Source organism: Litoribacillus peritrichatus, from assembly GCF_039537985.1.
In the GTDB taxonomy this organism is placed as follows: Bacteria; Pseudomonadota; Gammaproteobacteria; order Pseudomonadales; family Litoribrevibacteraceae; genus Litoribacillus; species Litoribacillus peritrichatus.
Genome location: NZ_BAABBN010000007.1, coordinates 1396422 through 1415745 on the forward strand (window position 1 = coordinate 1396422; position 19324 = coordinate 1415745).

The following is a 19324-nucleotide window of genomic DNA, read 5'->3' on the forward strand; positions in this document are numbered from 1 at the left end:
AACAGATATGTCATACTTGGAGGGAACAAAAAAATTTATTTATTGTCGAATCCAATTCGAAACCGTTGTAACGTCCACGGAGAAAGAATGACAACAACAGTGGAATCAGATCAGTTATTAGTAGAGCGTGTTCAAAAGGGTGATAAACGCGCTTTTGATCTGCTGGTAATCAAATACCAAAGTAAAGTTTTAAGTTTAATTGGTCGTTATGTGTCAGATGTTCATGAAGCAATGGATGTTGCGCAAGAAGCCTTTATTAAAGCTTACAAAGCCCTGGCGAACTTTAGAGGTGAAAGTGCGTTTTATACCTGGCTCTATCGTATTGCTGTGAATACAGCTAAAAACCACCTGATCAGCCGGGGGCGCCGTCCGCCTGGTACTGATATTGATGTGGACGAAGTCCATGCCGATGGTGGTATGAGTGAATTAAGTCATATAGATAGCCCGGAAGCGAGTCTCCATAAGGAACAAGTCGAGCAAACCTTGTCTAAGGCTCTTGAAGCTTTGCCGGATGATTTGCGAACGGCTTTGATGTTAAGAGAGTTTGATGGTTTGAGTTATGAAGACATAGCCCAAGTGATGGACTGCCCTGTGGGCACCGTTCGTTCTCGGATTTTCAGAGCGCGTGAAGCGATTGATAAACAGCTTGAACCAATCCTGGAATCGACTGTCAATTGTTAATAGACAAGTTATCTTAATTAAATTGTGATTTAGTATTTTGTTAGAGAGGAAATTATGAGCGATAAAATTGCGGAAAGTTTGTCTGCTCTTTTGGACAACGAGGCAACAGAGCTGGATGTGCGTCGTTTGACCAAAACCATGACCGACGAAGATCTGGATACCTGGGCTCGCATGTGTGCAATGAAGCAAGGTTTGCACAAAGAGAACGTCTCGCATCAGTCGATTAATATTCTGGATGGCATTCGTGCCGGTATTGCAGATGAAGAGATTGTTGCCCAACCTAAACCTGCCGCTTCTGGCTGGAAAAACTGGTTAGGTGGTGCGGGTGTGGCTGCTGCTGTTGCTTTGGCTGTGGTGGGCATTGGTGTCCAAAACAATGATTTTGGTTCGGAAGCGGGCGGTCAGTTGGTAACGAACGATCAGCCAGTTGCTACTGAAAAATCAGAACCAGCTGCGGATGTGGGTGAAACTCGTTTAGCCGCAGGCGACATGTCTCCTGAGCAATATAAGGCGCTGCAAGATAAGTTGCGTTCATATATGCAACAACATGCTGAAAATTCACCGGATGACTTGGTGGGTGATGTAATGCCTTATGCTCGTGTGGTCAGTTTTGAAGTTGAGCAGGCTAAACAGGCTGAAAAATAGCCTCTGTTTGGATGATGAGTAAGGTGTCTGTTAAGTATGGTTGATCGTTCATTTAACTTTCATAATTGGGCGTTTATGCGCTCAGTGGCAATAATTCTTTCATTGATGGCTTTTTCCGCCTCCAGTTCTGCCATGACTCCTCTGGAGTTGTTGTCAATGTTAGACGAAGCCCGTATGAAAAACTCTTTTACCGGTACTTTTATACATCGTCGTGGCGACAGTATGAGCAGTTTCAGTATTGTTCATGGTGCCCGGGACGGCGTATTGCATGAACGATTAAAGAGCCTTGATGGATCACCCAGAGAAATCTTACGCGATGGCGAAAGCGTTACTTGTATTCACCCCGAAGGAGAAGGTTCCAGGTGGGATCAGGTTCCGCCGTTAACGCCTTTGGTGCCTGCTGATGATGTTAACTGGGAGCGTCTTCAGGCTTGGTTTGAATACAATATTTTGACCTATTCCAGAATCGCAGGCCGCGAGGCGGTAGTTATTGAGGTCCGTTCCAAGTTTCATGATCGCTTCGTCCGCCGCTATGGCGTTGACTTAGAAACGGGCCTGTTGCTAAAAACAGAAATTATTGGTCCGGACGGTCGTTCATTGGAGTTGGCTCAATTTTCTCAGATTGAAATTGACCCAGACAACCTGGACGAAAAGCTGCAACCTACGATCAGTGGTAAGCGAACGGTATTTGATCGCAACCATTGGATGGAAAGAAAAACATTTGCTGATAACTGGAGACCGGACTGGTTGCCAGGTGGTTTTACTTTGACAGGTAAAATTATTGGTGATGAAAGCAAGAAATACCTGGAAGCTTACACATACAGTGATGGTTTATCGTCTTTCTCTTTGTTCAGAGAAGAAATTAATGACCAGTTTGTTGAAATGGAAGGTCGGGGCGGTGGTGCAACGGTAGCGGTGTCTCGAGTGATTAAAACGAAAGACGGTGAGATCTGGGGCATTACATTGGTTGGTGAAATTCCGGTTGAAACGGCCAAGCGTGTTGCCAGTTCCGTTACTATGATTAACTAACACCTTTACCTTTCAGTCTCTATGCTGAAGTTATCTATAACTACTCGTTGTTGTATAGGATAAGTCATTGATTGAAGAGATAGGCCGTGTTGTGGCGGTGGATAACGATAAAGCCTGGGTCGAAACGATCCGAACCAGTGCATGTGATGCTTGCTCAGCTCAGAAAGGGTGTGGTCATGGGCTGATGAACAAGGCCAATCCAGGCAAAGCATTTCGTTTGGAAATACCTTTAAATTCAGCGTCAGTGCAATTGGGCGATGAAGTAACAATAGGCATTCCAGAAGACTCTTTGCTTAAAGCTTCTGTTATTTGCTATCTAATGCCTTTAGTTCTGTTGATAGCAGGTGCGGTGCTGGGTAAGTTATGGCTTGGGGAACCGGCAAGTGCTTTGCTGGGTGTTTCAGGTTTAGTTTTAGGTTTCTTTTTAGTTCGTTGGGTTGGTCAGTTCAGCAACTTTGAAACAACACCAGTTTTACTGTCTGTCCGTTCTGGACCCTTTGTAGCTGCTCGCTAGTTGCTGAATAGATCAAAGCTTTCTTAATAAATAAAATTATTTGTGAGGATATGGATGCGCTTATTTCATAAATCTTTGATGGTCTGTGTTGCTTTGTTGATGGGGCTTTCTTTGCAGGTTTCAGCAAGGAGCTTGCCGGACTTTACGGAGTTAGTAAAAGATCAGTCCCCAGCGGTTGTGAATATCAGTACGGTCACTCATTCCAGAGTAAGTCAGAGCGGTTTGCCTCCAGGTTATGAGCAAATGCCGGAAATTTTCCGTCATTTCTTTCAGTATGGCCCCCGAGGAGGTCAGGGTGCACAACCTCGTCAACGAGATGCCCAGTCTTTGGGGTCTGGATTTATTATTTCTGAAGATGGCTACATTCTGACGAATAATCACGTAGTCGAAGGTGCGGATGAAATCATTGTTCGTCTGAGTGATCGCAGCGAATTGACTGCGGAATTGATTGGTGCCGACAAGAGTTCAGACATTGCGCTGCTTAAAGTCAAAGAAAGTGGTTTGCCCTATGTAAAACTGGGTGACTCGGATGAGTTGGAAGTCGGTGAGTGGGTGTTGGCCATCGGCTCTCCTTTTGGTTTTGATTATACGGTTACATCCGGCATTGTGAGTGCCAAAGGTCGAAGCTTGCCAAATGAAAACTATGTGCCTTTTATTCAGACCGATGTGGCCATCAATCCTGGTAACTCAGGCGGTCCTTTGTTTGACCTGGATGGTAAAGTTGTGGGTATTAACAGCCAGATTTATACCCGCTCAGGCGGTTTCATGGGGGTTTCTTTTGCCATTCCGGTCAATGTAGCGATGAAAGTGGCCGATCAGTTGAAAGATAAAGGCTATGTGAGCAGAGGTTATTTAGGGGTTCGGATTCAGGAAGTCAATAAAGAATTGGCTGAAGCGTTTGGACTTGAAAAGCCGGCCGGAGCTTTGGTTGTTCAGGCTTATGAGAATGAACCTGCGGCGGATGCCGGAATTGAAGCGGGTGATGTCATTGTAAAATTCAATGGCGAGCCCATTATTCTTTCTTCTGATTTACCGCATTTGGTCGGTCTGGTCACGCCCGGTGAAAAAGCCAGTGTTGTGGTCAATCGTCAAGGGAAAGAGAAGAGACTAACGGTTAAAGTGGGTGAGTTGCCGACGGAAGATCAGTTAGTTTCTGGTAATCGTCCGTCCAAGTCTCCAAGCAATAATAACCCATTGGGTGTGGTTGTCTCTGATATGACGGACGAGCAGCGTCGAAGTGCGGATATTAATAAAGGTGTGATCGTTGAACAGGTGGCTCAGGACAGTGTGGTGGCTAAAAAAGGTGTTCGTCCCGGGGATATCATTGCCATGTTAAATCATCGTTGGATTTCAGACGTTGACGAGTTTAATAAAATTATAGCTGAATTGCCTGCCGGGCGAAATTTGCCGATGTTGGTCATTCGTAAAGGTATGCGTCGTTTTGTGTGGGTTCGGTTAGAGCCATAATTTAAAAATTTTATCGTCTATATAAAAAGGCATTCCTCTGGAGTGCCTTTTTTCGTTTTGGGGCTTTTTCTAAAAAGGTTTTGCCGACCGAGGATAAAGCTTACGTTTGTTTCCTACTGCGGGCATTTTATCCAGAGGGTAAAGTTTTGGGGGGTGAGATATTGTTGTTGCAGGAATAACGATCAAGTCTCATATTTCAGAATAAAGCATTAAATCTGACTAATTGATCAGAAAATTGCTGTAAGATGCACTCCTTTTGAATGGGGGGAGTTCAATGCGTTTTAGTATTCTGATTATGTCTGTTTTATTGAGTTGTTTATCCGGTGCTACATGGGCAAAGCCAATTAAGGTTGCTTTTGTGTATGTCAGCCCGGTGGGCGACGTAGGTTGGACCCGATCCCATGACCAGGGAAGGCAGTACCTTGAAGAGGTATATGGCGACAGGGTTGAAACCAGTTTTGTTGATTCGGTTCCTGAAGGCAAAGACTCAAGAGAAGTGATTGAGCAATTGGCGAAGGATGGTAATGACATAATTTTTACCACATCCTGGGGTTATATGATTTCCAGCGAGAAAGTGGCTAAGAACTACCCTGAAGTGAAGATTGAGCACGCAACCGGCCTTCGTTGGGGTGATAATTTGTCTGCGTATTCAACGCGAGCGTATCAGGCGAGGTATTTATCCGGTGTTGTTGCAGGCAGAATGACTAAATCCAACCGAATTGGTTACGTTGCAGCGCATCCCATTCCTGAAGTAATTCGAGGCATTAATGCATTCACTTTAGGTGTTCGCTCGGTCAACCCTGCCGCTGAAGTCGCAGTAGAGTGGACTAAGAAATGGTATGCCCCTCAGGTGGAGGCGGATATAACCAATAAATTGATCGATGATGGGGCTGATTTAATTACTCACCATACTGATACATCAGAGCCTGTAAAAGTGGCTGAATCAAGAGGGGTGTATGCCATTGGTTTTCATACCGACATGTCAAAGTATGGGCCAAAAACTCACTTACTCTCGGTCACCCATCATTGGGGAAGAATTTATGAGCAACGAATTGCTGCTCTTGAAAATGGCGCCTGGACTGCGCAGGATTTTTGGCCCGGTCTGAAAGAAGGAACGTCTGAACTGTCTTCTGTAAGCTCGGCGATTCCTAAAGCTGTGATGCGTCAGGTTGATCAAATAAAAAATGAGATCGTGGAAGGCCAATTGCGAATTTTTACCGGGCCGATTAAGAACCATCAAGGACGAAGGAAAGTGCGTAAAGATAAGGTATTAGATGATTCTGATTTAGCCAGAATGAATTGGTTTGTCGAGGGCGTGGTCGGCTCTATTTGATTGCATAAAAAAACCTGCCGAAGCAGGTTTTTTTATATCGGTCAAAAACTTAGAACTCGTTTAGGAGTTTCTTTAAGCTTTCTTCGTCTGAACCTTCATCGGTTGCACTTAGAACTTTTTGTCCTTCAAATGCAGATGAAATCAGCTCATCACTGAACCCTTCTTCAAGCGCACAGATGGCAATGAGACCAGCTTTAGCAAATTCAGAAGCAATTGCAGCATTATGCGCTGCGTCTGAACCTGCTGTGTCTTCATTAACCACTGCAACGGCACGACCCTGATTAAACAGAAGGCGCTCCAGTGCGCTTGCCAGTTGTGCTTGCTCTTCAGAAAGCAAAACGATGGAGCCGGTTTGACCGAATCGAGCTTCGCGTTCTTCCAGAGTGACCGGGCTAAGCTCATCAAGATTGATGCTTTCTGTGTTTTCAGAAACATGAATCATGCCGGCACCAACAGTGATGTTGGACATGCGGTCGATGATGATGAATGCGCCAGTGCCTTGGTTTTTCTGGTAGTCATCAAAGCTGATTGGTTTGCTCAATGTGATTTCACACAGACCAATCTCGTTCAACGCCAACTGTGCAGCATGCTTGTGCTCCAGTGTATTGACGTCAACCCGGTGGCGTAGTGTTGAAATACGGCCGGTAGTATTATTGGTGTTGTGCTTGATGATGTACTCTTTGCCCGGTGTCATGGCTTCTTCAGACATCCAAACAAGGTGTGCATCAATCTTTTCTGCACTGGCTGGCTGGTTGTCAGATTTAACAATAACGTCGCCACGGCTGCAGTCGATTTCATCTTCAAAGGTCAGCGTCACGGCCATTGGAGCGAAAGCTTGCTCTAAGTTGCCATCGTAAGTCACGATTTCTTTGATTTTGCTGCTTTTGCCAGAAGGTAAAACGCTAATCTCATCGCCAACATTAATGATGCCGGATGCAATCGTGCCTTGGAAACCACGGAAGTCAAGATTCGGACGGCATACCATTTGAACCGGCATACGGAAATCGTCAAGGTTTTGATCTTCTGCAATTTCGACCGTTTCAAGCATTTCCATCAGAGTCTGACCCTGATACCAGGCAGAACGCTCGCTGCGGTTAACAACGTTGTCACCGTCCAGTGCCGACATAGGAACGAACTGAATGTCGGTGATGTTCAGCTGTTCAGAGAACTGCAGGTAATCTTCTTTGATTTCGTTGTATTTAGCTTCATCGAAATCAATCAGATCCATCTTGTTGATCGCAACAACAACGTGGCGAATGCCCAACAAAGATGCAATGTAACTGTGTCGCTTGGTTTGGGTCTTAACACCTTCACGGGCATCCACAAGAATGATTGCCAGGTCACAAGTGGAAGCACCAGTGGCCATGTTACGCGTGTACTGTTCGTGTCCCGGAGTATCCGCGATGATGAACTTACGCTTGTTGGTTGAGAAATAACGGTAGGCTACGTCAATCGTAATGCCTTGTTCTCGCTCAGCGGCCAAGCCATCAACCAGTAATGCAAGATCGAGCTTCTCACCCGTTGTGCCCATTTTGGCACTGTCGGATTTGATCGTTGCCAGTTGATCTTCATAGATCATTTTTGAGTCGTGAAGCAGACGACCGATCAGTGTACTTTTACCGTCGTCAACGCTGCCGCAGGTTAAGAAGCGCAGCAGTTCTTTATTTTCGTGTTCTTTCAGATACGCCAGAATGTCTTCGGCGATCAAGTCAGATTGGTGTGACATGTTTGTTTCCTATCTCTGTTAGATGCCTTAGAAATAACCTTCTTGCTTCTTCTTCTCCATGGACGCAGCGCTATCGTGGTCGATAACACGTCCCTGGCGTTCAGAAGTGGTCGTTAGCAGCATTTCCTGAATGATGTCAGGCAACGTCGCTGCTTCAGACTCAACAGCACCGGTCAGTGGGTAGCATCCCAAAGTACGGAAACGAACGTTCTTCATTTCTGGCACTTCACCTGGCTCCAGTGGCATACGCTCATCGTCTACCATGATCATTACGCCATCGCGTTCTACGACAGGGCGTTTTGCAGAGAGATAAAGAGGAACAATTGGAATTTCTTCCAAATAAATGTACTGCCAAATGTCCAATTCAGTCCAGTTAGACAGAGGGAATACACGAATACTTTCGCCTTGATCTACTTTACCGTTGTAGATGTTCCAAAGTTCAGGACGCTGACTCTTAGGGTCCCAACGGTGGTTCTTATCACGGAACGAGTAGACACGTTCTTTAGCACGAGACTTTTCTTCATCACGGCGGGCACCACCAAATGCAGCATCAAAGCCATGCTTATCCAGTGCTTGTTTAAGAGCAGCGGTTTTCATGATGTCTGTGTGTTTTGCACTGCCGTGAGTGAACGGGCCAACGCCTTGTTCAACACCTTCCTGGTTTGTGTGTACGATCAGGTCAAGACCCAGCTTTTTGACCATCTCATCACGGAAGGTGATCATTTCCTTGAATTTCCATGTGGTGTCCACATGCATCAGAGGAAAAGGTGGTTTAGCAGGGTAGAACGCTTTCATTGCAAGATGAAGCATTACTGCAGAGTCTTTACCGATGGAGTAAAGCATTACTGGATTTTCGAACTCAGCAGCGACTTCACGAATGATGTGAATACTCTCTGCTTCCAGCTCCTTCAAGTGCGTAAGATTATAGTCAGACATGGTTTGTCTCGTAATGTCCTAAGTAAGTTGTGGGCATTTTTTTGATATGGACAGAACTATATCAAAAAATAAAGCATTATAAGAACAGCTAGCTTTAGACTGAATTGGCATATAAATATTCGATGTGTTTCTTTACGGAGAAAAGTAACGGTTCATTCGTGCAGAAACAACATGCCCATGGTAGTAAGTATTTTACAACGGGCATGTGACTATTTATAGGCTAGTGATCTGAATACGGTTTAACGGTAGCCTCTGTGCATTTACAGCGTCGGTCAATTAAAACGTCGGGCGGTTCAGTTTGAACTGGTTAACGTCCTTGATCGGGTTGTTTACTTTTAATAATTCCGGCTCTTCGGACTCAATACTTTGGCCTTGGTATTGAATCACCAGCTCACGGCTTTCATCACCAAAAAAGAAACGGTCATAGAAGCTCACCAGTTCAGGTTGAGTGATTGCACCAATCGCTTTGACCAATCGTTCCCGGGTGTTGAAGTCCGTTTGTTGCTGGTCGAGCTGTTGCCAATATAAGTCGGAAAGCTGGCTTAAGCGCTGAGGTTTTTCATTCAGTTTGCTGATTAAACCTGCTTTGTGTTGTGCAAAGTCTTCCGCTGACATATTGCTTAATGTGTCTCTGAATTCCAGCAAGAAAGATTGGTAATCATTTGCCAGCGTTTTCGGGCTGACCACATGCGACTGGGTAATTAAAGTGAAGCCCGGAACACGAGCCAACGGAATAGGTGTGGCAAACACGATATAACCGCGTTGTTTTTCTGTTCTGATCTGGTTGTAGAACGGCGTTGAAACCACCTGGCTTAACAAACCGGCGTAAGCTCGTTCCAGGTCCGAAATTTCTTTGCCCTGGTAATAGGTCAGCAGGACGGAATCATTATGTTTGGTTTCAAGATCCAAACCGGCCACTTCTCCCTTGGACAGTTGGGCCACTTTATTTGCTGGTACAACCGTGGGCGTACTGCTTTTGAATAATGAGTCTTTAACATTGGACGCTAACGTCTTCGCGGTATCCTTGGTTAAGTTACCATGAGTTAACATAACAACTTCAATTTCTTTCAGAAGCTCCTGACGATAGCTGACCAAGTCAGGTAAGGTAACCTGCTCAGCTGCGTTCAAACGATCCGGGAGAGACCAGGTTGAACTCATGAGTACGCTCATCAAACTTTTATAAGCCAAGCTGTAAGGCTTGTCTTTTGCTTCGTTACGGTACGCTCTTACCATCTCTTCTTTATAAATATCAAAGCGCTTTTGTTCCAGTGGGGCGTTAAAAACAGCGTCCAGTACGGTGTTTAACAGCGTCTCTAATTTTTCGCTGTAGCCGGAGACTTTTATGGTTACGCCACGGGAGTTGCGATAAAAGGTGTAGTCCAGCCCAGCCAGATAAGCGGGATAGGAGTACTCATTAAGGCTGTCGTTCACCAATTTGGCGAACAGGTTGCCCTCAACCCCGGCGATGGGGCTGTTATTGGCTTTCGGACTGCGGATATTAATGTAGATGTCCGCCTTAGGGCTTTGAAACTCGGTGTTGGTTCGATGCCAAAGTTCAAACCCTTCGTCATCAATGAGCTGAGTCGGCTTATCTGTGGCGTCGCTTGGCATTTCCAGTAAAGACAAGTGCTCAGGCACAAACTTGTTTTCTTCCGGTAGGCTCAGGCCTTCAAGTAAAGGAGCGGACTTCCAGGCGGCCAGTGTTTCATCGCTTATTTGCTGTAACGAATACGGCGTTTGATACCACTTGGTCGTTTGATTGGTGGGTAAGTCTTGAGCTGCAACGGTGATCAGCACATTACTTGGGGTGAGATAAGCGAGGTATTCTTCAATAATTTTGGCATCGTAACGAGCCATTAAGTAAGGCCCACGAATCACTTCGCGAGGTAAGTATTTTTGTAAATTGCCTGCCAGATGTGAGGTGGTTTGGCTGGCTGAGCGTTGTTCCTGGAACCGGAAAGCGATGTTGTTCAGTTTTGACTGTTCGTCGTAAATATTTTGATCCGGCCCTTTTGCAGTTAACAGGTTGATGTAAGAGAAAACTGCTTGGGTGACATCATTGTATTGGGCTAAGCCCTTTTCAGTGAGTTTGACTGAGATATGGAAGGTGGCGTATTCCAGTGTATTAAAACCAGCACCAGCACTGAGCCCATCGGCAAGGCCTTGTTCTTTTAAGGTGGATAATAAACTGCCTTCACCTTCATGACCGATCAGGTTGGAAATGTATTGCGTTGGCTTTTCTCGGTAATAAGGCGCTAAGGGTTTGATTGGGAAAACCAGCGAAAGTGTTCTGGTGTTTTTGATTGGGTTGATGAACACTTCGGCGGGCAGCGTACCTTCGGTGAACAGAGGCACTTTGATGGCGTCCAGTTTTACTGTTTTGTTCGGAATGGCCGAAAACTTCTCCTCTACCCACTTCTTCAGAGTTTCAGTGTCTTCTTTACCGGAGACCACCAAGGTCATCAGGTTGGCTGAGTAGTACTTGTCATAAAAAGCTCTTAAATCTTCCTGAATGGTGCTTTCAGGGCGATCTGAAAGCGTTTCAAGTGCACCGACTGAGAAGTGAGACGCCGGGTGCTGGGGATTAAATACGCTGCGAATGACTTCGTAATTACGACGCACGTCGTCTTTCAGCTTGGCCTGGTATTCGGAGTGAACCGCATTTTTTTCCCGGTCCACGTATTGTTCAGTAAACAGCGGAGTTTTGAAAAACGCGCTGAACCGATCCAGAGCCGGAGCTAAGTGATCTTTATCAATTTCGAAAAAATAATTGGTGTGTTCACTGGCGGTGAAAGCGTTGTGACTGCCGCCGTGTTTTGTGATGAACTGCTGGTATTCACCGGCTTCTGGGAAGTCTTCCGTGCCTAAGAACAGCATGTGCTCCAGGAAGTGGGCTAAACCTTCACGGCCTTCTGGGTCTCGTAAACTGCCAACGTGCACGTCCAGCGCGGCGGAGGCTTTATCGGCTTCAGGGTCAGAAATCAGTAACACCCTTAACTTATTGCTCAGCTCCAGATATTGGTAAGTTTTGTTGTCGGTGTCGGGGGTGACAACTATGTTTGGATCAAACTGAGAGTTTTTAAGTGAGAAATATGCAACTGCCATAATAGCTAGAATACCAATACTGATTAAACTGAACTTTGAATTCATCAACGTATCCCTGTGTGTTTCTTGATACATGCAAGGTGTGACGGACTATCCTAACGTTAGATTGCTTAGAATGCATCCGTTAATGATTTTAAGATTGAAAACAGTTGGACATTGAAACTGAAGGACAGTTTCACATCTATAAGGAATTTACTTTTCGTATGAGTTTCTTTTCGACCAATGCAGCGATCAGTGTATTGCGAGCCGGTAAAAAGCACCCTCGTTGGAAAGAGGCTGCTGAGTATGTGATTGAACGGGCATCGCCTGAGGTGCAGTTGTTATTAACTGTTGGCCGTCAGCTGGAGCGGGATGAAATACTGGCTGAACAACAGAGTCAAACGTTGACTTCGGGAGACTGGGGACCGCTGTTGAAATTTGCTCTTATTATTTTGGTGACTGCCTTGGTGAGCGGTGGTATCGGCTATGTATTTTCGGACGTCATTGCGTGGTGTTGATGGTGTCCTGATTGTGAGTAGCCTGATCCGCTGGTTGCCTGTGATGACGATGGTTGAATGATTCTATGTAAGACAATAAACAAGGCACCAGAAGTAAAATAATCACGGTGCCAAAGCCTAACCCGAATACGATAGAGGTGGCCATAGGGATTAAAAATTGTGCCTGTAACGAGGTTTCAAAGAGGATCGGTGTGAGTCCTGCTATGGTTGTCAGGCTGGTAAGTAACACCGCCCTGAGTCGTAAACAGGTGGCATGAACGATTGCGTCCTGAACGTTTAAACCGGTGCGTTTCAGGTGCTTATAGAAGGTAATCAGTACAATAGAGTCATTGATGACAATGCCCGATAAGGCAAATAAGCCGAACGTCGATAAAATGGTGAGCTCAATGCCCAGCGTCAAATGGCCGAAAATAGCGCCCGTGATGCCAAAAGGAATTGCGGCCATAATAGCAACGGGCCAACTGTAAGACTCAAACACCCAGGCGAGCACAATAAAAATCAGGATTAAGGCAATGGCTGCACCGAAAATCATGTCCTGACCTGTTTGTTGTTGCTCCTTAGACAGCCCTTCCAGGCCTACGTTTATATTGTATTTATCCTGTATGCGAGGCAGGTGTCTCTTATTAAGATCGGCCATCACTTCGTTGGCGTTGGTGCGGTGCCGGTCGAGGTTGGCTGAAACTTGAATGGCCAGTTCACCGCCTACGCTTCTCAGTATGTCCATTCCTGATCGGCTGTGAAAAGTGGCGAGGTTTTGTAACGGTGCGGTACTGCCGTTGGCTAACAGAATTGGAAACTGCTCTATGGTTGCCTGAATTCGGCGCTCTGTTTCCGGCAGTTGTACTCTGACTTCGATCTCGTCATCCAGGTCATTTAAAATCTGTACCAGATAACCGTCGGTCGCGTCTCGCAACTGACGTCCAATATCCGTGGTGGTGAGTCCGAGTGAATGAGCCAATGGCGTCAGAGAGAATACCCATTGTTCTCTGCCGAAGGGGAGGTCGTCTGATATGTTGTATAACCCGTCATAGCTTCTGAGAATATTCTGAAGTTCCGTTGATGCCGCCTTGATGTTTTGAATGTTCTGACCGACCAGTTTTAAGGAGAAAGGTTTGCCCTGAGGGCCAGACTGTTGTTTTTCTATGATCAATTCTGTAATCCTCCCCGAGTCCGGCACCCGTTTTTTGAAGGTTGTTAAAAACTGATCCAGGCTGAAATCCCGGTTTTCTTCGCTGACGAACTCAATCATGATCGAGGAAAAATCTTCACCTCGTTGGGTGCTTTGCCGACCTGGGCTGCCACTTAGATTGGCCTCCATGTTGTGAGTGCTGATTAAGGTTTGAATGCTGTCTGGCCCATGCCCTAAATCGTTCAGTGTCGGTTTAATCGCAGCTTCTAAGGATTGGAGGTAACGACTTTTATCCAGTGAACTGGTGTTTGGATGAAACTGGATATTGATGAACACGTTGTTGCCGTCAATTTTGGGGAAAAACAAAAACTTTAAATATCCGGTCATTAAACAAGTGATGGCCAGAATAAATGTCGCCAGGATCGCGGCGACTGTGATGCCTCTGTGGCTGATGGCCCAATGCACTGTTTGCCTGAATTTGTGGTCGCGAAAGTGATCAAAGCCTTCATCGAAAGACTTTCGCCAACCCGGTATTGAATGCTGTTCTCGTTTCATACTGTGACGCAAATGGCCAGGAAGTATGATAAAACATTCCAGCAGCGAGGCTAAGATGACGCATATGACCACGATGGGAATGTCTTTCAGAATATTGCCAATTACCCCACCAATGATTAATAACGGGATAAAGGCACAAATGGTGGTTAAAGAGGAGCTGACTACAGGCGCTAGCATCCGGTTCGCTCCGCCAATAGCTGCTTTTTCAGCGGACTCGCCTTGCTCGAAATGACTTAAAGTATCTTCTCCGACCACAATGGCGTCGTCCACTATGATGCCCAAGGCCATGATGAACGCAAATAAGCTGATTAAGTTGATAGAGCCGCCTGAACTGTAAAGGATGGCGATGGCACCCATGAATGAAACCGGAATACCCACAGCAACCCAAATGGCCACCCGGCTATTGAGAAAAAGAAAGAGAATCGCAACGACCAAAACCAATCCCCCCAAGCCGTTTTTGATGAGTAAGTCAATCCTGTCCTGCAGGTAGCGCCAAAACTCCTGGTAGGGGGTGATGGTTATGCCTTCCGGCAAGGTTGCGGTTGTCTGCTTCAACCAATGGTGAACGGTTTCAGCAACGTGCAGTGCATCTTCATTTTCTGAACGGTACAGTTCCATGCTGATGACGGCTTGTCCTTCGGAGGTGAGGTAAGGCGCGCCCTCGGCATTGCTTTTAATGACGTGAGCAATGTCACCCAAGTAGCTGGTTTCCTGGCTGGCGGTCGTGATAGTAATCTGTTCAAAACCGATTTCGTCTCGCTGAAGGTTCATGCTGCGAACTAATTTTGAGCCGTCGTTATGGCCGATTAATCCTACGGGCAAGTCGACACTTTGTTGTTGGATTTGCTGAGCGATCTGAGCAACACTCAAGCCTGTTTGCTGCAGTCGGTAGGAGGGCACTTCAATTCGAATTTCCTGCTCAGGCAAACCGACGATATTGATCCGCTGTATGCCCAAGGCAAGGAGTTCCCGTTCGAATTGCTTCACTAGGGGGCGCATTGTTTCAAAGGGCGCCGGGCTGTGAATCATGAGTTTGGAGACCAGGTCGTAACGAACGATGCGGTTGATTTCTGGTCGTTCGGCGTCTTTTGGCAAGTTACGGATGTTACCTACTCGTTGTTTTACGTCATCTAACACTTTGGTTAAATCTGCGTCTTCGAGTACTTCAACCCGAATGACGGATGAGCCAATACCGGATTTAGAATACACCTCTTTGATGTTTGGGATGTTCTTAAGCTCGCGTTCAATGGGTACGGTAATTGACGCTTGAACATCTTCCGCCGACGCCCCGCGCCAACTAACGGCAATGGTGACTACGTCTATCTCAAAAGAAGGGAACATTTGGGTTGTTATTCGACTTAAAGACCAAAGCCCAAGCAAAAGGAAGAGAGACATCAGTAAATTGGCTGCAACTTTATGCGTAGCCAGCAAGTGGATGAAGGCTTTGACGCCTTGATGAGGCTGTTCTGCAGAAGGCTCGGGTAGGTTATTGCTCATGCACCCGAACCTTTAAGCCATCAATCGCATTGGGCAGTAAAGAGCTGAGAATGGTATCCCCGGAAGAGAGCTTGCCTTCAACGACCCAGAAGCTGAGTGTTGGTTGGCTGGGGTTTGCCCAAACGCCCAGCCGTTTAATAGCGACAGACTGCAATTTTTGATCAGTAATCAGGTAGACGTACTTTTGTTGATAAATGGAAGACGCCGGGACAACCAAAGTATTGGGAATGCCTGGGAGTACTATATCTACAGCAAGGGTTTTTCCTAAAGGAAGTTGTTTTAGTGGTTGCTGAAATGAAAAAACAGCGTCGATACCGCCGGACCCTTGCAATACTTTGCCGGCTAACCGTTCGAATGGTAAGCGATATTGGATTCCATGAATGACAGTATGAGCGAAGATAGCTTGGGGCGTTTGATGGTAGGTGGTGATTTGCTCCCGGATTCGATTGGCTGTCAGCTCCGGAGCATGCACTCTTAATTCTAGGTGCTCGGTTGAGTAAAGGGTAATGAGAGGAGAGCCTTTGTTAACCCGGTCTCCTACCGCAACATGTACTTGGCTGATACGACCATTAAAAGGGGACTGGACAAGGGTGCTGGCAGCATCGTCTTCAGTTTGATTAAAAGCGGCTTCGGCCCGGTTGACCCTGGCTTTGAGAATGGCCACCTGATTTTTATGATTGGCAATGTTGAGTTGGCTATTACTGACCTTTAAAGCCTGTTGGGTTTGATTGATCAGTGCTGCTTCCAAATCTGATTCGGCTGACAGGTTTTTCTGTTTTAAGGTTTTGAGTCTCGCAACGGAATTATCGGCCAGTTTTAACTGGGCTTTCTCATGGACTAAATTACGTTGATTGAATTCGTGCCGGATGATCTCGACGGCTAAGTTGGCTTTGGCTTCTTCCAGATCAGACAAACGTTGTTGGAGGATTCGATCGACCTCGGAGGGATCGATGGTGACAAGGGTTTCTTTATTTTGAACCAAATGACCGTCCTGTTTGGGGGTTGCCTGCACAACACCAGAAACCCGGGAAGTGAGGGTGGTCGTGGCTGAAGAATGGATTGATCCAAACAAACGAATGGTTGGGGAATATGAACCTTGATTAATGATAAAGCCTTCGACATCCCAATACTTATCCACAGGTGGTGACGTTTTAACTTTTGTCCGGGATAAGTTAAGCGTAATAATCGCTGCAGCGGTTACCAAGGTAATGGCTACTAAAATGAGCTTTGATTGATGTCGGTGAACTTTTTCAGGCAATAAGATCACGGTCTTGGCCCTTAATCTTTTTGACAACCGGTCTTGTTAAATCGTACCTTTTAACGCGCCCGTTTTAATGCTGCCCAATAAAATACAAAAATAAGTAAAGGAAACGCCCTTGCTCTCTCAAGATATTCCACTTGAATGGCTGCTTGTCATCCCGGTTGTCGCAGGTTTTATCGGCTGGTTTACCAACTGGTTAGCCATCAAAATGATTTTTTATCCAAAAAAATACCTTGGCATAAGACTAGGTCGGCTTCACTTAGGTTGGCAAGGAATTATTCATCGTAAAGCCGACGGCTTTGCTCGAGTGGTTGGAAAGCAGGTTTCGGAACAAATTTTACAGTCGGATACTTTGATACCGGAAGTCGACCCTAAAATCGCCAATGAATTTATTGATCGTTTCCCAGAGTTATGGAATGAAATAGAAAGTGGTCAGCTGTTGCCGGATTTATTAGGTGAACAATGGGAGAAAATGTCGCCGATGCAGCGACAAATGGTGTCGATGCAAATTCGATTTGATAGCCGTTCATTGTTTATTGAAATCATTAAAATGACCCGACAAAAGTTCATCGAACGATTCGACATGAGGGCGGTGGTCACACGTAGGTTATCCAATGATTCCCACTTATTAGCAAAGCTCTACGGTGACATTGCGAGGCCGGAGCTGAAACGCATTGAAGTGTTTGGTCTGTATTTTGGCTTTTTGATTGGCGCTGCCGAAGCCTTGCTCTTTAGTATGTTTGAACTCAATTGGCTGATTTTTATTTTTGGCATCTTGATTGGTGCATTCACAAACTGGCTAGCCATTGAAATGATTTTTAAACCCAGACATCCTGTGAATATTTTGGGATTCAAGTATCAAGGGTTGTTTCCTAAGCGGCAAAGTGAAATTGCTGTTCAGTTTGGTGAGATTGGTGCAACTCATGTTTTACCGGTATCTGCGCTAGTGGAGGAAATTATGGCAACCCTTCAACAACAGGATTTCATCGGAGAACTTGAAGACACATCTAAACGTTGGCTGACTCGCATCGTTGAAAATTATCGCAGTCACTTGCCTGACGACGTCAGTTCAGAGTGGATAGCCAACAAAGCGGTAGACCTTTTTTATCAGAAAAAGCTGCATGTTCAAGAAGAGTTGTCGGTAGAGTTTGAAAGATTGCTTGCTCCTCGATACCGGGTGTCTGAGTTGATTACTGAAAATCTGCTACAACTGCCTAAAGAAAAGTTCGAACGTGTGCTTCGCATTGTGGTGGAGCAAGATGAGACTACGCTTATTCTGATTGGTGCGGTCATTGGGTTTATGATCAGTGCAGTCCAGTTCTCTGTGTTTAGTTGATATAAAACGGTTAAGCAGATAATTTATTGAAGAGCGTTTATTAATTTAAGGAAACGAAATTGCTATCGTCAAATGGAACTCAATCTCTCTTCAAGTATAAAGCTTGGGCAAATGAAGAGCTTTTCAATTTGGTACTCACTATTGACCAGAACGAATATCATGAAGTAATTCACTCAGCCGCTCGTGTTCTAAATCACGCGTTTGTCGTTGATGATATATTTAAGAGCCACCTTCAAAAAACATCACATAACTACGTGGCCACCAACACTGAAGAAACGCCAAGCATACAAACGCTTTTTTCAAAGGTGCAAGAATTGGATGCTTGGTATTGTTGGTATGCATCCAATCTATCTAATGAAGCACTTCACGAGTCTTTGCAATTTGAGTTTACTGACGGCGAAACCGGCATAATGAATCGTGAAGAAATGCTGCTTCATGTTATTACTCATGGCGGTTATCATCGGGGTCAGGTCGGTCAAATCATTCGGGCGGCGTCTGTGAATCCGCCTCGTGATATATTGACTCGGTTTTTACATGTTAGTGAACCTTTTCGCCGAGAAAATAATACTTAACAAACTGTTCTTCTGATTAGAGATAAGCCCCTAACGGCTTCCGGCTCATAGCATAGATGGGCTCAATATCGCCATTCATCATTTATCAATAATAGGGTCAGCATTAAAGCCGCTTTCGTCAAATGATGAAGTGAGGGAAAGAGGGGACGCAGTTGGTGGAGTAACGCACTACACTCGGTTTGTATTGTAATGCTGCTCCATTTAATAGGGCCGCATTACAATACAAAAAGGCTTAAACTCAGCGCCTCAATTGGTCACTGTTAAGCCGCAAGCGGTTGTTTGATGTAACGGGTTACCCATGCGCCAATAGTTTCTGCCACATACTCCGCATCTTCTTTACGAGTGATCAGGTGGTCTGTCTGGTCAAGAGACACAAAACTCTTTGGATGCATGGCCGCCTGATAGATGTGGGCCGCTTCTTCAATTTCAACGGTGTCATCAATTGGCGAGTGCATGATCAGCAGTGCTTTTTTCAGCTTGCGAATCTTTTCATCCAGCTTTTGTTCCTGAATGTCTTCCAGGAAGTGTTGTTTGATGGTGAATTCACGACCACTCAATTTCACCAATGCGCATCCGCAGTCTTCAATTTCTTCGCGGTGTGCTTCAAAAAGGTGAGCAACGTGAGCCGGGTCACTCGGTGCGCCAACGGTAACCACCGCTTTGGCGGAAGGCACTTGGTCTGCACATGCAAGCACGGCAGCTCCGCCCAAGCTGTGACCAATCAATAAGGTAGGCGCTTCGTATTCTTCTTCAAGGAACCTGGCAGCAGCCACTAAGTCTTCAATGTTGGAAGAAAAGTTGGTGTTGGCAAAGTCGCCTTCGCTGCTTCCCAGGCCGGTAAAATCAAATCGCAGTACGGCAACACCTCGTTGTGCCAGTTCGCGACCAATTCGGCTGGCTGCAACACTGGTTTTTGAACACGTGAAGCAATGCGCAAACAATGCGTAGGCTTTAGGGTCTTCGGGACTTTCAAGCATGCCATCAAGGCGAAGATTGTCAGAATTAGTGAAGGTAACTTTTTGTCTTATAACCTTTGTCATA

Annotated in this window: 15 protein-coding genes; 9 read left to right on the forward strand and 6 right to left on the reverse strand. The window is 45.7% G+C overall.

All coding sequences use genetic code 11. The annotated features are described in order from the left end of the window. Positions 1-87: 87 nt before the first annotated feature. The 6 genes from rpoE to ABD744_RS16045 all read left to right on the forward strand — a co-directional run bounded on the left by rpoE (position 88) and on the right by ABD744_RS16045 (position 5669). A complete protein-coding gene (rpoE, locus tag ABD744_RS16020) occupies positions 88-681 on the forward strand; it encodes an RNA polymerase sigma factor RpoE (protein ID WP_344799542.1) in 594 nt (197 codons plus the stop codon). Between the two features lie 54 nt (positions 682-735). Continuing rightward, positions 736-1326 (forward strand): sigma-E factor negative regulatory protein, encoded by a 591-nt coding sequence (locus ABD744_RS16025; protein ID WP_344799543.1) that lies wholly within the window; start codon positions 736-738, stop codon positions 1324-1326. A gap of 36 nt (positions 1327-1362) precedes the next feature. After that, entirely contained in the window at positions 1363-2355 is a 993-nt protein-coding gene (locus ABD744_RS16030) for a MucB/RseB C-terminal domain-containing protein (RefSeq protein ID WP_344799544.1), read from the forward strand. A gap of 67 nt (positions 2356-2422) precedes the next feature. Further along, complete coding sequence (locus ABD744_RS16035) at positions 2423-2869, forward strand: SoxR reducing system RseC family protein (protein ID WP_344799545.1); 447 nt, start codon at positions 2423-2425, stop codon at positions 2867-2869. 54 nt (positions 2870-2923) lie between these two features. Next, a complete protein-coding gene (locus ABD744_RS16040; RefSeq protein WP_344799546.1) occupies positions 2924-4336 on the forward strand; it encodes a DegQ family serine endoprotease in 1413 nt (470 codons plus the stop codon). A 274-nt stretch (positions 4337-4610) separates the two neighbouring features. Then, entirely contained in the window at positions 4611-5669 is a 1059-nt protein-coding gene (locus ABD744_RS16045; protein WP_344799547.1) for a BMP family ABC transporter substrate-binding protein, read from the forward strand. A 49-nt stretch (positions 5670-5718) separates the two neighbouring features. On the opposite strand, the gene cysN is transcribed toward ABD744_RS16045, so the two are convergent. The 3 genes from cysN to ABD744_RS16060 form a co-directional block, all read right to left on the reverse strand. Continuing rightward, complete coding sequence (gene cysN, locus ABD744_RS16050; RefSeq protein ID WP_344799548.1) at positions 5719-7395, reverse strand: sulfate adenylyltransferase subunit CysN; 1677 nt, start codon at positions 7393-7395, stop codon at positions 5719-5721. Positions 7396-7422: 27 nt separating this feature from the next. Beyond that, complete coding sequence (gene cysD / locus ABD744_RS16055; RefSeq protein ID WP_344799549.1) at positions 7423-8331, reverse strand: sulfate adenylyltransferase subunit CysD; 909 nt, start codon at positions 8329-8331, stop codon at positions 7423-7425. Positions 8332-8607: 276 nt separating this feature from the next. Then, on the reverse strand, positions 8608-11481 hold the full coding sequence (locus tag ABD744_RS16060) for an insulinase family protein (RefSeq protein ID WP_344799550.1): 2874 nt from the start codon (positions 11479-11481) through the stop codon (positions 8608-8610). A 158-nt stretch (positions 11482-11639) separates the two neighbouring features. On the opposite strand from ABD744_RS16060, the gene ABD744_RS16065 reads away from it, so the two are divergent. Further along, positions 11640-11933 carry a hypothetical protein gene (locus tag ABD744_RS16065; protein WP_344799551.1) on the forward strand — a complete coding sequence of 98 codons (294 nt, stop codon included), beginning with the start codon at positions 11640-11642 and terminating at the stop codon, positions 11931-11933. Here ABD744_RS16065 and ABD744_RS16070 read toward each other — a convergent pair. Further along, positions 11917-15114, reverse strand: a complete 3198-nt coding sequence (locus ABD744_RS16070) for an efflux RND transporter permease subunit (protein ID WP_344799552.1) — start codon at positions 15112-15114, stop codon at positions 11917-11919. The two genes, ABD744_RS16065 and ABD744_RS16070, sit on opposite strands and share 17 nt — an antisense overlap. Continuing rightward, positions 15104-16381 carry an efflux RND transporter periplasmic adaptor subunit gene (locus ABD744_RS16075; RefSeq protein WP_344799553.1) on the reverse strand — a complete coding sequence of 426 codons (1278 nt, stop codon included), beginning with the start codon at positions 16379-16381 and terminating at the stop codon, positions 15104-15106. Before ABD744_RS16075 ends, ABD744_RS16070 begins: the two co-directional genes overlap by 11 nt. A 109-nt stretch (positions 16382-16490) precedes the next feature. Between ABD744_RS16075 and ABD744_RS16080 the strand changes: the two genes are divergently transcribed. Together ABD744_RS16080 and ABD744_RS16085 are read left to right on the forward strand one after the other, a co-directional pair. Further along, positions 16491-17711 (forward strand): DUF445 domain-containing protein, encoded by a 1221-nt coding sequence (locus ABD744_RS16080; RefSeq protein ID WP_344799554.1) that lies wholly within the window; start codon positions 16491-16493, stop codon positions 17709-17711. Between the two features lie 59 nt (positions 17712-17770). Then, positions 17771-18283, forward strand: coding sequence for a DinB family protein (locus tag ABD744_RS16085; RefSeq protein ID WP_344799555.1), 513 nt, complete (start codon positions 17771-17773; stop codon positions 18281-18283). A gap of 260 nt (positions 18284-18543) precedes the next feature. Here the strand turns inward: ABD744_RS16085 and ABD744_RS16090 are convergent, their stop codons facing one another. Continuing rightward, a complete protein-coding gene (locus ABD744_RS16090) occupies positions 18544-19323 on the reverse strand; it encodes an alpha/beta hydrolase family protein (protein ID WP_344799556.1) in 780 nt (259 codons plus the stop codon). Position 19324 lies beyond the last annotated feature (1 nt).